Annotated in this window: 12 protein-coding genes and 3 pseudogenes; 7 read left to right on the plus strand and 8 right to left on the minus strand. The window is 70.6% G+C overall.

The annotated features are described in order from the left end of the window. Positions 1-144: 144 nt before the first annotated feature. On the minus strand, positions 145-1,275 hold the full coding sequence (locus ACFFRH_RS25780) for a serine hydrolase domain-containing protein (RefSeq protein WP_386160145.1): 1,131 nt from the start codon (positions 1,273-1,275) through the stop codon (positions 145-147). Between the two features lie 365 nt (positions 1,276-1,640). On the opposite strand from ACFFRH_RS25780, the pseudogene ACFFRH_RS25785 reads away from it, so the two are divergent. Then, a pseudogene (locus ACFFRH_RS25785) lies at positions 1,641-1,700 on the plus strand (hypothetical protein); the annotation flags it as partial. A 141-nt stretch (positions 1,701-1,841) separates the two neighbouring features. Here the strand turns inward: ACFFRH_RS25785 and ACFFRH_RS25790 are convergent. From ACFFRH_RS25790 to ACFFRH_RS25815, 6 genes and pseudogenes are all read right to left on the minus strand, one after another. Beyond that, positions 1,842-2,312 (minus strand): annotated as a pseudogene (locus tag ACFFRH_RS25790) (PfkB family carbohydrate kinase); the annotation flags it as partial. A 75-nt stretch (positions 2,313-2,387) separates the two neighbouring features. Further along, complete coding sequence (locus tag ACFFRH_RS25795) at positions 2,388-2,924, minus strand: sugar-binding domain-containing protein (protein ID WP_386160148.1); 537 nt, start codon at positions 2,922-2,924, stop codon at positions 2,388-2,390. A gap of 211 nt (positions 2,925-3,135) precedes the next feature. After that, entirely contained in the window at positions 3,136-4,356 is a 1,221-nt protein-coding gene (locus ACFFRH_RS25800; protein ID WP_386160150.1) for an ABC transporter permease, read from the minus strand. Next, positions 4,356-5,072 (minus strand): ABC transporter ATP-binding protein, encoded by a 717-nt coding sequence (locus ACFFRH_RS25805; protein WP_386160152.1) that lies wholly within the window; start codon positions 5,070-5,072, stop codon positions 4,356-4,358. The genes ACFFRH_RS25800 and ACFFRH_RS25805 overlap by 1 nt, the downstream gene beginning before the upstream one ends. After that, positions 5,069-6,196 carry an efflux RND transporter periplasmic adaptor subunit gene (locus ACFFRH_RS25810; RefSeq protein WP_386160154.1) on the minus strand — a complete coding sequence of 376 codons (1,128 nt, stop codon included), beginning with the start codon at positions 6,194-6,196 and terminating at the stop codon, positions 5,069-5,071. Before ACFFRH_RS25810 ends, ACFFRH_RS25805 begins: the two co-directional genes overlap by 4 nt. A 5-nt stretch (positions 6,197-6,201) precedes the next feature. Then, on the minus strand, positions 6,202-6,720 hold the full coding sequence (locus ACFFRH_RS25815) for a hypothetical protein (protein ID WP_386160156.1): 519 nt from the start codon (positions 6,718-6,720) through the stop codon (positions 6,202-6,204). Positions 6,721-6,866: 146 nt separating this feature from the next. Here ACFFRH_RS25815 and ACFFRH_RS25820 point away from each other — a divergent pair, with 146 nt between their 5' ends. The 3 genes from ACFFRH_RS25820 to ACFFRH_RS25830 all read left to right on the plus strand — a co-directional run bounded on the left by ACFFRH_RS25820 (position 6,867) and on the right by ACFFRH_RS25830 (position 9,451). Beyond that, positions 6,867-7,523 carry a response regulator transcription factor gene (locus tag ACFFRH_RS25820; protein ID WP_386160158.1) on the plus strand — a complete coding sequence of 219 codons (657 nt, stop codon included), beginning with the start codon at positions 6,867-6,869 and terminating at the stop codon, positions 7,521-7,523. After that, positions 7,520-8,740 carry a sensor histidine kinase gene (locus tag ACFFRH_RS25825; protein WP_386160160.1) on the plus strand — a complete coding sequence of 407 codons (1,221 nt, stop codon included), beginning with the start codon at positions 7,520-7,522 and terminating at the stop codon, positions 8,738-8,740. The genes ACFFRH_RS25820 and ACFFRH_RS25825 overlap by 4 nt, the downstream gene beginning before the upstream one ends. A gap of 90 nt (positions 8,741-8,830) precedes the next feature. After that, the gene (locus tag ACFFRH_RS25830; RefSeq protein ID WP_386160365.1) at positions 8,831-9,451 is read left to right on the plus strand and encodes a phosphotransferase; all 621 of its coding nucleotides are present in this window, start codon (positions 8,831-8,833) and stop codon (positions 9,449-9,451) included. A gap of 64 nt (positions 9,452-9,515) precedes the next feature. On the opposite strand, the gene ACFFRH_RS25835 is transcribed toward ACFFRH_RS25830, so the two are convergent. After that, on the minus strand, positions 9,516-11,135 hold the full coding sequence (locus ACFFRH_RS25835; protein ID WP_386160162.1) for a condensation domain-containing protein: 1,620 nt from the start codon (positions 11,133-11,135) through the stop codon (positions 9,516-9,518). Positions 11,136-11,775: 640 nt separating this feature from the next. On the opposite strand from ACFFRH_RS25835, the gene ACFFRH_RS25840 reads away from it, so the two are divergent. The 3 genes and pseudogenes from ACFFRH_RS25840 to ACFFRH_RS25850 form a co-directional block, all read left to right on the plus strand. Continuing rightward, positions 11,776-13,017 carry an RNA-guided endonuclease InsQ/TnpB family protein gene (locus ACFFRH_RS25840; protein WP_386160367.1) on the plus strand — a complete coding sequence of 414 codons (1,242 nt, stop codon included), beginning with the start codon at positions 11,776-11,778 and terminating at the stop codon, positions 13,015-13,017. A 63-nt stretch (positions 13,018-13,080) separates the two neighbouring features. Next, entirely contained in the window at positions 13,081-13,929 is an 849-nt protein-coding gene (locus tag ACFFRH_RS25845; protein ID WP_386160165.1) for a HAMP domain-containing protein, read from the plus strand. Then, positions 13,884-14,216 (plus strand): annotated as a pseudogene (locus ACFFRH_RS25850) (acyltransferase family protein); the annotation flags it as partial. The gene ACFFRH_RS25845 and the pseudogene ACFFRH_RS25850, both read left to right, overlap by 46 nt. Positions 14,217-14,380: the final 164 nt, after the last annotated feature.

A 14,380-nucleotide genomic window follows, 5' to 3' on the forward strand; every position in this document is an offset into this window, starting at 1 on the left:
ACGCTCCGGCTCTCGGCGCCGCCCCGCTGCCGGCGTGCGGGAAAGGCCTCTCGGTCATCCGGCCTCACAGAACCGTGCCGCGTATGCGCCACGGCCGCCCAGAGGCTTCCCAATCTTCAGCCGCACTCGGCCATGATGATCTGATCACGTCCCGGGACAGAACAGCGATTTGAGGGCGTTGGTGATACGCGTCGGCACGGTGCTGCGCTCGTCGTTGTCCATGGCCAGGGTCAGGGACACGGCGAACTGCACGCGGCCGTCGGATGAGGTGAGGGTCGCGGCGGTGAAGCCGGGGGCGCTACCTCCGCCTCCTGCGGCGAACTCGGGGTTGCCGGCGCACGGGCCGCCCGCGGGCGGCGGCGTCTGGCCGGGCGGCGGGTCGGTGATGAGCTTGCTCAGGGACGCCGGCAGGAGCTTGCCCTGACGGAAGGCGCGCTGGAAGGTGCTCATCTCGCGCATGGTGGAGATCACACCGCCGGCGCCGAGCAGGGTGGTGGCGTTGATCTTGTCGGCATCGCGCATCGTGCCCGCCTCGTCAGGGGCGTAGCCGTGCCCGTGCGGGCCCTTGATGCCCTCGTTCGCCTTGGCGGGCAGGTAGGTGTGGCGCATGCCGAGCGGGGCGAAAAGCCTCCGGTTGAGTTCGGCGGCCAGTGACCTGCCGGACAATTTCTCGATGATCATGCCGAGCAGGATGTAGTTGGTGTTGGAGTAGTCGAAGGTACCGACTTCCACGCGGCGTGCGTTCTTGCGCGAGGCCGCCAGCAGGTCGGTCGGGCGGTAGTTACGCGTAGGGCTCGAGGTGTCCGGGCCGATGTAGTCGGGGATGCCCGAGGTCAACTGGACCAGATGGCGTACGGTGATCTCGTCGGCTCGCTCCACCAGGTCCTTCTTCGCCACCTCCGGCAGGACCTCGCTGAGTTTGTCGTCCAGGCTCAGCTTGCCTTCCTTGACCAGTTGCAGCGCCACGGCGGCGGTCATGGTCTTGGTCTGCGACCCGATCCGGTAACGGGCGGTCGACGGGATCGCGCCGCCCTTGCCGTCGAGCAGACGGGACCCGGCCGATCCCTTTCCGACCCGCTTGCCGTCCACGTACACCTCGCCGATGGCACCCACCACATGGCCCGTTTTCACCAAGGCTTCCATCGCCTGCTGCACGTCCCCGACCTTGACGGGGGCGGCAGCTGTCACGGCGGTGGCGGGCGGCGCCGCGCTCAAGACCAGCGCCGCGCACGCCAGTGAGGCTGCGCCGGTGAACATCGTTCGACGAAGAATCATGAAGTCTGCCTCTTCCAAACTTGAATACCGGGCTGTCGAGCCACAAGTTCTAACGAGGGCAGTGTTTCCTCAGCGTTAACCCCCTAAAGCGCAGCTCCGCCACGCCGGTCCGTGGTGTCCCCCCCCGCGCGAACGGCGGGACGGGGTCGCGTCCGAGATGCGGCGGGCAAGGGACATGTCTGCACCTTCACCACCTCAACGCCGCGACCCTCGGCGATCTCCTCGCCCGCGTCCTCACACCGACCACCAGGTAGACGAACGCCCCACTGAGCTTCCCCTCGTAGCGTGGAGATCGAACCGAGAGAGGTTTGGGCGTGGCAGGTACCACGCGGCGCCGCTTTGATCCGGAGTTCCGGGCTGGGGCGGTGCGGATCGTCAAGGAGACCGGCAAACCCGTCGCGCACGTCGCCCGGGATCTGGGGATCAACGAATACACGCTGCACAATTGGGTGGAGATGGACCGGCACGCCGACGGTCAGGTCAGCGACGAAGGTGGAACGCTGACCGGGCAGCAGTTCGCGGTAGCGCTCCGCGGAGACGATGCCGGGCCGGATGTTCGGGTCGATCGAGATGGTCGCGCTGACACGCCGTTCTCGCAGCGTCCTCTCGATAAGAGGGCCGCTGGGTTCCAGGGCGAGGGCCAGGGAGCCGGCGTGGACGCAGACGGCTTCGAGAGGCATCGCATCGGCGAGTTCGTCGGCCGTCCATTGGAAGTCGGCGGTGCCGGTCGCGTAAAAGGAGTACTGGGCATGGCCTGCCTCGTCGACGGCGGTGATCGCCAGCGTCGGCTGTTCGGCGGCGGTGACGAGGCGTGACAGGTCGACGTGGGAGTCGGCGAGGTGGGTGCGGAGCAGTTCGCCCAGCGGTCCGCGCGGAATCCGGCCGAGGAAGGCGACGGGCGTGCCGAGCCTGCCGAGGGCGACGGCGGTGTTGGCGGGTTCGCCGCCGGGGCGCACTCGCAGGTCGAGTCCGCCCGGTGTGGGCTGCTGGGCGGGCATGAAAGTGTCCGCCACGGTCTCCCCGATGACCGAGATCATAGTTGAACGGCTCCAGTCATGATCGCGACGACGTCGGACATCGTGTGATCGGAAGGTCTGACGACGCCCGCGCGTTTACCGAGGCGTTGGATACGGATACGGTCGGCGATCTCGAACACATGCGGCATGTTGTGGCTGATCAGCACGACCGGCAGGCCCCTGCCACGAACCCGCGCGATCAGTTCCAGTACCTGTGTGGGTAGAACACCTAGCGCGGTTCCTGGTGGGCCCGGGCGTCGACGCGGATCTCGTTTCCTGGCCGTAGCGCAGGAACCGGTCGGCGTCGATGAAGAAGCGGGAGTAGCCGTAGGGGCGCTGCCCGGCGTAGTCGCCGTTGATGAACACGGCGGCGTCGCGGTAGACGTCCTCGAACTCGACGATGATCCGCCGACCCCGGTGCTCCTCGGGCATGGGGAAGGCCTTGCGGTACTCGTACACCCCGCCGGGGAAGTAGCCGCCCGCCCCTCCGCCCGAGGCGTCCCGCTCCTGGTCGATCATGGCGTCGTGCGGCAGTGTCACCTCCTGGTACGGGACCACGTGGCCGGACAGTTCGGCGAACGGGTCGACCGTCGGCCGGACCTGCCAGCCGTCGTTGCAGGACGTGCGGATCACACATGCTCCTTGTCGGTTGTCGAGGTCGCCTGCTCCTGCTGGGGGTGGGCGCCAGGTCGCGTCCCGCTGCCAGCGACGGAACAGGTCGTACACCCGGTGCCACGGAGGTGGGTGCCCGGCAGCGCCGCAACCCCGTGGCCGCGTCCGGTTTCCCATCTCGGGACGCCCGGGCCGTGTGGGACCGGACGCGCCGGGCCCCGTGTGCGCGGGGTCAAGGGGTGGACAGGGCCTCGGTGGGGGAGAGGCGGGAGGCGCGGATGGCGGGGTAGAGGCCGGCGGCGGCGCCAATGGCGAGGGTGGCTGCGAGGCCGCCGCCGGTGGCCCAGGCCGGGACGACGGATGGCCAGCCGCTGTACAGTGCGTAGCCCATCGTGACCCCCGTCCCCAGGAGGATCCCGCCTCCCCCGCCAAGCGCCGACAGCAGCAGCGACTCCGCCAGGAACTGGGTGCGGATCTGCCCCCGGGTGGCCCCGAGCGAACGGCGGAGGCCGATTTCGGCGCGGCGTTCCAGCACCGAGATGACCATCGTGTTGGCCACCCCCACTCCGCCCACGAGCAGGGCCACGGCGCCCACCCCCAGCAGGAGGTTGGCAAACGCCTGGCTGGTCGCCTGCTTGGCGGCCAGGACGTCGGACGGCCGGGAGACGTCCACCTCGTTGGGCGCCTCCGGGTTGGCGGTGCCCGCCAGCACCTCGCGGACGGCCTCCAGTTTGGACTCCTCCGAGCGGGTGTAGAGCGTGGTCGGGTGCCCGTCGAAGCCCAGCCTGGACTCCGCCACCGGCCGGCCGATGAGCACACCGCTGTCCAGTTCGGTGGCGAGCGCCACCGGGTTCATGACCCCGACGACCGCGAAGCGGACGCCGCCGACCACCACTTGTGTGTCGGGCCCGATCGAGCCCACGCCGAGCCGCTGGGCGGCGGAGGAGCCAAGTACGGCGGCCGGGTAGCGTTCGGTGGCGGCGTTGAGCCAGGTCCCGCTCCGCAGGGTCGCGCCGACGGTGGAGGGCAGGTCGAGGCGGGCCGCGTACGTGGTCATACCGCCGGTCTGGGCCTCGGGGATCTGCTCCGATCGGTATACCTTGGCGTCGCCTACGCGCCCGATCGACGAGACCGCCTGGACAGGGCCGATCCGTTCGATCATCGACTCCGCGTCCTTCGGCATCTGCGCGGCCTCGCCCATGATCGTGGTGCCGGACGAGACCGTGAGCAGGTTGGTGCCGAGCGCGGAAAGCGTACGGTCCAACTCGGCGCCCGAGGAGGACGAGAGCCCGACGACGCTGACCATGGCCGCGATGCCGATGGCGATGCCGAGCGCCGACAGGAAGGCCCGCAACGGTCGCGTGCGCAGGCCGACCGCCCCGACGCGCATCACGTCGCGGGGCCGCATCCTGGCCGGGGACAACTTCGGCCGGGCCACTTCCAAGACGGTCATCACGCCACTCCCAAGTCCGCAGGCTGGGGAGCCGGGGACGCGGCGGCGGTGTCAGAGATCAGGTGGCCGTCGCGCATCCGCACCTGCCTGGGCAGGCTGGCGGCGATCTCCCGGTCGTGCGTGATAATCACGATGGTGGTGCCGCCCGCGTTCAGCTCGTGCAGCAGCTCCATCACCCCCGTACCCGACACCGAGTCCAGGGCCCCGGTCGGTTCGTCGGCCAGGAGCAGCGGCGGGTCGCTCGCCACCGCCCTGGCGATGGCCACACGCTGCCGTTCGCCGCCGGACAACTCGTGCGGCTCGTGGTCCATCCGGTGTCCGAGCCCCACCCGTTCGAGCGCCTCGGCCGCGCGACGGCGCCGCTCCGACCTGCTCAGGCCGGTGTAGACGAGGCCGTCGGCCACGTTGTCCAGCGCCGGGACCTTCGCGGCGAGGTGGAACGACTGGAACACGAACCCGATCGTGGTCGCCCGCAGTGCCGACAGCTGGTTGTCGGAGAGCTTGGAGATGTCGTACCCGTCGATGTGGATGGTCCCGGACGTGGGCCGGTCGAGGGTGCCGACGACGTTGAGCATCGTCGACTTGCCCGAGCCGGACGGCCCAACGATGGCGACCAGCTCGCCGTGCTCGATGCGCAGCGACACCGACCGCAACGCCGCCACGCCGCCGGGGTATGTCCTGTACACGTCCGTCAGCGCGATCATGGGGTACGTCATTTCGGCATCCCCACGCTCATGCCCTCGGTGAGCCCGTCACCGCTGACCTCGACCCGTCCCCCGGCGAACAGCCCCGTCTCGACCTTGACGTAGCGGGACCTGCCCCCTTCGACGACCTGCAGGCCGTACCCGCCCTCCCGCAGCGCCACCAGCGCCGCGACCGGCACGGTCAGCACGTTCTCGCGCTGGGAGGTCGTGAACGTCACGTCCACCGCCGCCTTGTCCAGCCCCTTCGCGGCCTTGGAGTCGCCGATCGAGACGAGCGCCTCGACCCGGGTCTCCGGCTCGGCGTTCTGGCCCTCGCCCGGCTTGACGACCGTGGCCACCTCGGTGACCTTGCCCCGCACGTTCTTGCCGACCGGCAGCGTGACCTCGACCTTGGCGCCCTTCTTCGCCATCCGCTGGTCCTCGGCCTCAAGCTCGACCGTGACCACCTTGGACGTGCCCGTATAAGTCAGAACCTTCTGCCCCGGCGCGGTCGGCTGGCCCTCCTCGGCCTCCAGGCTCTCCGCCCGTACCTTGCCGGGAGCGAAGACGACCCGGCCCAGCTCAACCACGCCCGTCTCGTCCAGACCGCGGTCCTCCTGCCACTCCTTGACCGCCTCAGCCGTGTCGTAGGTGTACTCGTCGTCGACCGTGAAACCGTCGTAGCCGAGTTTCTTGAGGTTGCGCTCCAGGTTCTCGACGTCCTTGCCCTCCAGGCCGACCTTGAGGTCTCGGTAGGCCGGCGTGTCGCCGTACATGAGCATGACCGGCTGGTTGTCCACCCGGTACAGCGACCGGCCGCGGGTGATCTGGGCACCGCTGTCGGGCAGCCAGGTGATCGTGCCAGGCTTCCTGCTCACCGCCGTGGTTACGGGGCCGTAGCCGAGCTCGCCGTCGGCATCCCTGGTGTCGTTCAAAGTCTGCCTGGTCACCGCGGTGGTGGCCGGGGGCAGGGCGCCGGCCGGCCGGGTGGGACCGGTGCCGCCCTTCAGCAGGCCGGCGCTGTTGACCGCCACGAACCCGCCGCCCGCGACAGCCAGCACGATCAACAGCCCGGCGACCACCCTGCCCCGGCCGCGCCGGCGGCGCGGCCGGGAGGGCGGGGAGCCGGGCTCCGCCTTCCCGTCGATGGTGGCCATCCCCATCACATGCCTCCCATGCCCGCCTCAGAGAGCTCCTTCTGGCACTTCTGCTGGGCGGACACGAAGTCGGGATCCTGGCCGACCTCGCTGGTGATGCGTACCATGCCGCCCTCGGGGTCGGGGTAGGACTCGACGCCGTTGTCACGCATGCACTGCGCGACCTTGCGCAGTGCCTCGGCCCTCTTGGGGTCGACCCTGCCGCCCTGCCCGCCCATCATCGGCGCGTACTGCTTGCACGCCTGCTGGGCCGCCTCGACCTTCTCCTGCGGGACGCTGCCGTCGAACTTCATCATGATGCCCTTGCCGGGTTCGGGATCGGGGACGTCGACGCCGTTCTCGCGCATGCACTGGGCGAACTTGAGACCGCGCTCGTACGGGTCCTCGCTGGGCTTCGCGCTGGCCGCGGCCTGGTTGCCGGTGCCGGACACCGACGCCACGTCGGAGCCGCCGTCGCCCGAGCCGCAGGCGGCCAGGATCGCGGTGAGCGCCAGGGCCATCACGCTGAGGGTTCGTCCTCGCATGGGTGTTCTCCTCCGTCGAATGAATGTGGTTCAAGGGGAGATGCAATAGGGGCCGCTGTTTCCTCGGCGTTTCCGTCCGCGGCTTATTTTGAGCGAATGCCGGCTATGCCACACTCGGGGCCCCATAAGCAGATGAAAGGTGCACAATGCGGGTGCTGGTGGTTGAGGACGAGCCGCTGCTCGCTGACGCGATCGCCGAGTGGCTGCGCGAGGAGACGCACGCGGTCGATCTGGCGCATGACGGCGAGGCGGCGTTGGAACGGATCGCGCTCAACGACTACGACGTGGTCGTGCTGGACCGCGATCTGCCGCGTGTGCACGGCGACGACGTGTGCCGGGAGCTCGTCGCGTCCGAGCGGGACGCGCGGGTGCTGATGCTGACCGCCGCCGCCCAGCTCGACGACCGGGTGACCGGGCTGTCCCTGGGGGCCGACGACTATCTGTCGAAGCCGTTTGCGTTCCCCGAGCTGGCCGCGCGGGTCCTGGCGCTGGGGCGGCGCTCGCGGCCGGCCGTGCCGCCGGTGCTGCGCAGGGCCGGGATCACGCTGGACTCGGCGCGCAGGGAGGTGTTCAGGAACGAGCGATTCGTCCCGTTGTCGAAGAAGGAGTTCGCCGTCCTGACGGAGCTGATGCGGGCGAACGGCAGCGTGGTCTCGGCCGAGCAGCTGCTGGAGAAGGCGTGGGACGAGCACGCCGACCCCTTCACCGGAGCGGTCAGGCTCACCATTCTCAAGTTGCGCCGCAAGCTCGCCGACCCGCCGGTGGTGGAGACCGTGCCGGGGGTGGGGTACCGGATCGCATGAGCTTCCTGAAGCGGCTCGTGCGGTCGCGGTCCACGCTGCGCATGCGGCTCACCCTGTTGTACGGCGCCGTGTTCATGCTCGCCGGGCTGACGCTGCTCGGCGTCACCTACCTGCTGTTCAACCAGCAGTTGACGAATTCGTTCGAGAGCCGGTTCACCGCCCCGCCGGGCCGGGTCAAGCAGTTGTTCTTCATTCAGGACGGCGTCCAGCTCACGGGCGACGCCGCGTACGAGTGGCTGCGGCAGCAGGAGATGAAGCTGCGCGGCGCGGCCGTCACGTCGCTGCTCACGCAGGGCCTGATCGCGCTGGTCGTGGTCGGCGCCGCGGCCGTATGGCTCGGCTGGGTGGTCGCGGGACGGGTGCTGGTCCCGCTGCACCGGGTCACCGAGACGGCGCGCAGGATCGCCGCCGCGCCCATGGCCGAGCGCGGGCTGCACGAGCGGATCGCACTGGAGGGGCCGGACGACGACGTCAAGACGCTCGCCGACACGTTCGACACCATGGTGGAGCGGCTGGACCAGTCCTTCGACGGGCAACGCCGGTTCGTGGCGAACGCCTCGCACGAGCTGCGCACGCCGCTGACGCTGAACCGGGCGCTGGTTGAGCTGGCCATGCACCGCCGTACGGCCTCGGCCGAGGTCAAGGAGCTGGGCGAGAGCCTGCTGGAGATCAACGCCCGCCACGAGCGGCTCATCTCCGGGTTGTTGCTGCTGGCCAGGTCGGAGCATGAGATCAAGGATCGCTCCCTGGTCGACCTGGCCGACGTGGTGACGCACGTGGTCAGGCAGACCGCCACGGACGCCCACGACTCCAAGGTCACCGTGTACGAGGTCACCGCGCAGGCATCCACCGCCGGAGACGCCCTGCTGTTGGAACGGCTGGTGCACAACCTGGTCGAGAACGCCATCCGGCACAACCTGGACGACGGGACCGGGTGGGTGCGGGTGGTGAGCCGTACCGTGTCCGACGAATCGGGCGGGAAAGTCGAGGTCGAGGTCAGCAACACCGGGCCGGGCGTGCCACCGTACGAGATCCCGCAGCTCTTCAAGCCGTTCCACCGGCACGGGGCCGAGCGCGTGATCACGGCCAGGAGCGCGGGCCTGGGGCTGTCGATCGTACGGTCGGTCGCGGCGGCGCACGGCGGCGATGTCGGGGCGTGGCCGCGCGAGGGCGGCGGCCTGGTCGTTGTCGCCTCGTTCCCCCACGCGCGCGAGTAGGTAGGGCGGCGGCCCTGGAGGCGCGGTGGCTGCCGAGGCTCGCGCCACACCTGCCGCTCGCGGTCCCGGTGCGGGTGGCGACGGGAGACCCTGCCGAGGGATACCCCTTCGCCTGGTCCGTGTACGAGTGGCTGCCCGGCGAGGACGCCAACGGCACGACCCGCGACCCCGGACCAGGCGGCCGTCGATCTCGCCGCGTTCGTGAGAGCGCTGCGGCGGGTCGACACCGTCGGCGCGCATCCGCGCCTCCCCCACGCTCGCGGCGGGCCGCTCGCCGAAGGCGACGATCTTGTCCGCCGGTCGGTCGCCCGGCTCGGTGACCGCGTCGACGGCGACGCGGTCCTGTGCTCGTGGCGGGAGTCGCTCGACGCCCCGGCGTGGGACCGGCCGGAGGTCTGGGTGCACGGCGACCTGCTGCCGGGCAACCTGCTCGTCGTCGACGGCCGCCTGTCCGCGGTCATCGACTTCGGCGGCCTCAACGTGGGCGACCCCGCGTGCGATCTCCAGCCCGCCTGGAACGTGTTCGCGGGTGACAGCCGCCTGCGCTTCCGGGCCGAGCTCGGCGTTGACGAAGCGTCATGGGTGCGTGGCCGCGGCTGGGCGCTCTATCAGGCCGTGACGGGGCTGGCGTACTACTGGGACACCAACCCCGGGATGGTTCGCCAGACCGCGCACGCGCTGGAACAGGTCCTCGCCGACGGCTCCCCGTGAGACGACGGTCCCCGTGGGACGACGGCCTCTCATGAGACGCCGGCGGCTCGTTGACGACTCCCCCTCAAGCCTCACCGCCCGCCCAAGAGATTTCGACGTGGTGATCAACAGGTGAGGCGGAGCCGGGGCGCCCACCGTTCCACGTGGTGCAGTGGGGCTCGACCAGGGGGCGCTCGACCGGGGTGATGCCGCACAGCCCGGCGACGGCGTCCAGCGGGACGCCCTCGGCGACGGCACGCACCAGCAGGGTCTCCATCCCGCGCAGCAACGCGTACACCGTGGGCCGGGGCAGGTAGGCGGTGTCGGCCAGCAGATGCAGCTCGCAGGCGTCCCTGGCCTGACCGATGATGAACTGCGCCGTGGTGGCGTCCACGTGCTCCCAGGAGCCGACCACGGAGAAGGTGGTCCGCGCGGTGAGGCCGGCGATCGCGGCGGGATCCCCCGCGGGCTCCACCACGGGCAGGTCGGGCCAGTCGCCGCCGCCCCGCGTGTCGTTGAAGTAGGCCGACAGGTCGATGGGACCGCCTCGTTCGCGACCGAGTTCCTCGCGCATCGCCATCAGCCTCAGCGGTTCGTAGAGCGCGTGGCGGTAGGCGGTCAGCGCCTGGCGGTGCCCGGCCTGGGTGATCTCGGTCAGGGTGCCGCCGACCGGCAACTCCAGGGCGAAGACGCCGTCCTGCGCGGCCGGGCCCACCAGCGCGCCGATCCGCGCGTCGTGCCGGTTGGCCGCGATCAACTGCATCACCACCCGGCGATGGCCGGTCAGCACCGACAACAACACCGCGCTCGCCGCGGTCAGCACGCTGGCCGAGCTCACCCCCCACCGCCCCGCCAGCACCTGAGCCGCCACCCCCAGGGCCACCGACTCCATCCGCACCCGCACGAACCGCGGCACCTCTCCCGGACCCGGCGGATAATCGAACATCGACCGCGGGGAACGCTCCAGCACCGCTCGCCAATGCCGAAACGCCCGCTCCCCCCGCTCGGCCCCCGCCCCCTCCCGCTCGAACCACGCCTGATCCATCGGCTGCCACCCCGGGTCCGGCCCCGCCACCCCCGCCAGCAGATCCCGCCAGTCAGCCGCCAGCAGATCCAGCGCACCCCCGTCCACCGCCAGGTGCGACAGCCCGAACGCCACCGCCCGCGGCCGGCCCCCCACCGTCACCACCGCACACCGCACCGGCCACTCCCCGGCGTAGTCGAACACCTCCGCCGCCAAGCTCACGGCCAGTTCCCTGGCCAACGCCATCGGCTTGGCCTGCCCGCCCTCGACCACCTCCACCACCAACCGCCCCGACCGCGCCACATGCTGCTCCATCCCCGCGACCCCCGGGCGGAAGTTCGTCCGCAACGTCTCATGCCGCTCCAGCAACCGCCGCAGCGTCCCCACCACCACATCAAGATCACGCCTGCCGTACACCGGCAGCACCCAGGGCATGTTGAAGTAGGGGTCACCCTCACCCCGCCACGTGGTCAACCGCCAGATCGACGTCTGCCCCCACGTCAACGGCGCCACCCCACCCCGCGCACCGTCGAACTCCACGACGACCGCACGCCGCGGCGGGTCGTCCACCGCCACTCCCGGGTCGACCGGCCGTACCCGCGACACCGGGGGCGGATCGCCGATCCCGGCATCGGGCAGCTCAAGATCAGGTCGCAGGGAGATCACACCGTCAGAATCCACGCCACAAGGCTGATCTTCCCGAACCACGGTGTCAACCGGTGTTTCGGCAGCTGGACCCGCCGTTTCGCCCAGGCCGAATCCGGGTCCCCGCGCGGGCCCGAGGACGCTCGGCCGTCCGGCGCGAGGGGGCGACCGATCCGTCCGGCGCGGCGCTTCCACGACCGGCGCGAGGGCCGACCGATCCGTCCCCGAAGATGCTCCCGTGAAGAGAGATTATGGTGTCCTAGGTGAGTTGCCTGTCGCCTTTGGGGAGATATGTCCGATTTGAGGGTCGACAGCGCGCCGATGGCTCCTGTCACCGTGCTGCTCGTCGAGGACGACGCGGTGATCCGCAAGGCGGTCTCGATGGCGCTGGAGCGCTACCGAAATGCGGGCCAGTGTGCGGCCTTCAGGCCGGGGGTGAAGGCCCGCGCGGGAGTGCCCGCCAGGGCGCGAGCGTGCCCTGACCTTCCTGGTCTTGCCGCTCGGCCCACCAGGTGTGGGACAGGTGTGGGAGGCGACCACGACGCGAGGCTCCCCGTGTCGCTCCACGATCGTGGGTTCGCCGGTGAAGTGGGCGACGTCGATGCGTCGCCCCAGGCGGTCGCGGAGTCGTCGAACACTCATGCGTTCCGTCATGAACCATGGAACCCTCAGTACCGTGCAGCTTCGTTACCGGTACCGGCTCTACCCCGACGCCGCTCAGCGCCAGGCACTGGCGCGGGCGTTCGGGTGCGCGCGGGTGGTGTTCAACGACGGGCTGCGCGCACGAGCCGACGCCCGCCAGGCAGGCCTGGCCTACGTTTCCGACGCGGAGCTGTCCAAGCGTCTGACCGCCGCGAAGACGACACCGCAACGAACATGGCTGGGCGAGGTGTCCAGCGTGGTTCTTCAGCAGGCTCTGGCCGATCTGAACACCGCCTACCGCAACTTCTTCGCCTCCCTGTCCGGTCGGCGCCAAGGGCCGAAGATCGGCCCGCCCCGGTATCGGTCCCGCAAAGACAGCCGCCAGGCGATCCGGTTCACCCGCAACGCCCGGTTCGCCATCACCGCGGGCGGGAAACTACGACTGCCGAAGATCGGTGACGTGCCGGTCACCTGGTCACGCTCTTTGCCGTCGGAACCCTCATCGGTCACAGTGATCAAGGATGCGGCGGACCGATACTTCGCCTCCTTCGCCGTCGAGACCGGTGATGAGCCGCTGCCCGAGACGGCGTGCGAGGTCGGCATCGACCTCGGGCTCACTCACTTCGCGGTGTTGTCGGACGGCCGGAAGATCGACAACCCGCGCTTCCTGCGGCGGGCGGCCAAGAAACTGCGCCGGGCACAGAAAGCACTGAGCCGCACGGCAAAAGGGTCGGCCAACCGCAGCAAGGCCGTCGTCAAGGTCGCCAGGGCGCACGCCCGGGTGGCCGATGCGCGCCGGGACTTCACCCACAAGCTCTCCTCCACGTTGATCGGTGACAACCAAGCCGTCTACGTGGAGGACCTTGCCGTCTCGGGTCTGGCGCGCACCCGGCTGGCCAAGAGCGTGCACGACGCGGGCTGGTCGCAGTTCGTGGCCATGCTGGAGTACAAGGCCACCCGGTACGGTCGGACCTTCGCCAAGATCGACCGGTGGTTTCCGTCCTCCAAGCTGTGCTCACAGTGCGGGAGCGTCGCCACCGCCCTACCGCTGGACGTCCGGGAATGGGCCTGCCCCTGCGGCGCGGTCCATGACCGCGACGTCAACGCCGCCCGCAACATCCTGGCCGAAGGCCGACGAACCGTCGCCGCTGGACGGAAACCCGCCGCCGGGAGGCGGCGGGAGGCGGAGACGTCAAACGCCTGTGGAGGTGACGTAAGACCACCGCTCGCGGTGGCGGACGCCGATGAAGCAGGAAGCCACAGAGGTGCCGCATGACGCGGCACGGACTGAATCCCCGGCCTTCAAGCCGGAGAGCGCGTCAAAAGTTGAGGCGCTGAGATGGGACACGTCACCCGGACGGCACGCGGGCTGCCGGGCTGGAGGTCGCTGCGCTGGAAGGTCGCCGCGCTGGTGACCATGGCGTCCTGCGCGGTGGCGCTGGCCGTCGGGGTGCTGGTGCACCGGAGCACCCTTGAGCGTTCCATGAGCATCGGCGAGGGCCGGGCACTGACCGAACTGGCCTCCACGGTGGAGACCCACCGGCGCGCGGCCGACGGCACACGGGCCGGTGAGCCGGACCCGGTGCTGATCCCGTCCCCGCTGCTCCAGCAGGTCAGGGCCACGGGACGGACCGGCACCTGGTACGACGACCGCAAGCCGGACATCCCCTGGATGTGGGCGGCCGAGCCCGTCGGCGACCAGGTGGTGGCCGTGCAGATCGACATGGGCACCGAGCTGCGCAGCAGGCAGGCGCTCGACCGGCACATCGTGATGGCCGCGCTGGCCGCGCTCGGGGTCGTCGTACCTTCCGCGGTGCTGGCCGCCGAGCTGCCCGGCCGGCGGCTGAGGCGGGTGGCCAGGACCGCGCGGCGTATCGCGGACGGCGACCTGGACGCCCGGACCGGGGAGGGCGGCCGGGGCGGTGACGAGATCACCGAGATCTCGGCCACCGTCGACTCGATGGCGGACAGCCTGCGGGAGCGGCTGCTGAGCGAGCAACGTTTCACCGCCGACGTCGCCCACGAGCTGCGCACCCCGCTGATGGGCCTGGTCACCTCCGCCGAGTTGCTGCCGGAGGGGGAGGCCACCGAACTGGTCAGGGACCGGGTACGGGTGCTGCGGGCGCTGGTGGAGGACCTGCTGTGGAGCGGCTGGCCGCCACCGCGGGCTGGGGACGCCTGGCCCTGACCGGCGCCTGCTACGCCGGGGCCCTGGCGGCGGTCGCGATGACCGGATCGCGGGCCTGGCCCGGTGTCTGGCCGGTGGTCTGCGCCGTCGCCACGGCCTTCGGCGTGACGGCCGCGGCGCTGCTCGGCCGTCACGCCGCGCTCGGGAACGCGCTGGCGCGGCTGGGGCGCCGCACCCTGCCCGTCTACGTCATCCACATGCCCCTGCTCGCGCTGCTGCACCTGGCTCTCGTGCCGCCGCTGTCGGCCGGCATGGACGGCATGGACGGCCGGGCTCGGATCGCGCTCGCCGTCGTCGAGCCGGTCGCCCTGACCGCCCTCGTGGTGTGGCTGTGCCTCGCCTTCCACCGGCTGCTGCCGATGCTGGGCGCCACCTGGCTGTTCGACCTCCCCGGCCGCGGGCCGCGGGCCGCGGAACCGCTGACCACGGCGACGCACCGAGGGACGGCCTC

It is taken from the genome of Streptosporangium vulgare, from assembly GCF_042428775.1.
Lineage (GTDB): Bacteria > Actinomycetota > Actinomycetes > Streptosporangiales > Streptosporangiaceae > Streptosporangium > Streptosporangium vulgare.

Bases quoted from the DNA above. Each gene is read 5' to 3' on its own strand.
- ACFFRH_RS25820 (WP_386160158.1), top strand. From the start codon at position 6,867: ATGCGGGTGCTGGTGGTTGAGGACGAGCCGCTGCTCGCTGACGCGATC.
- ACFFRH_RS25805 (WP_386160152.1), bottom strand. From the start codon at position 5,072: ATGACGTACCCCATGATCGCGCTGACGGACGTGTACAGGACATACCCC.
- ACFFRH_RS25825 (WP_386160160.1), top strand. From the start codon at position 7,520: ATGAGCTTCCTGAAGCGGCTCGTGCGGTCGCGGTCCACGCTGCGCATG.
- ACFFRH_RS25810 (WP_386160154.1), bottom strand. From the start codon at position 6,196: ATGGCCACCATCGACGGGAAGGCGGAGCCCGGCTCCCCGCCCTCCCGG.
- ACFFRH_RS25845 (WP_386160165.1), top strand. From the start codon at position 13,081: ATGGGACACGTCACCCGGACGGCACGCGGGCTGCCGGGCTGGAGGTCG.
- ACFFRH_RS25815 (WP_386160156.1), bottom strand. From the start codon at position 6,720: ATGCGAGGACGAACCCTCAGCGTGATGGCCCTGGCGCTCACCGCGATC.
- ACFFRH_RS25780 (WP_386160145.1), bottom strand. From the start codon at position 1,275: ATGATTCTTCGTCGAACGATGTTCACCGGCGCAGCCTCACTGGCGTGC.
- ACFFRH_RS25800 (WP_386160150.1), bottom strand. From the start codon at position 4,356: ATGACCGTCTTGGAAGTGGCCCGGCCGAAGTTGTCCCCGGCCAGGATG.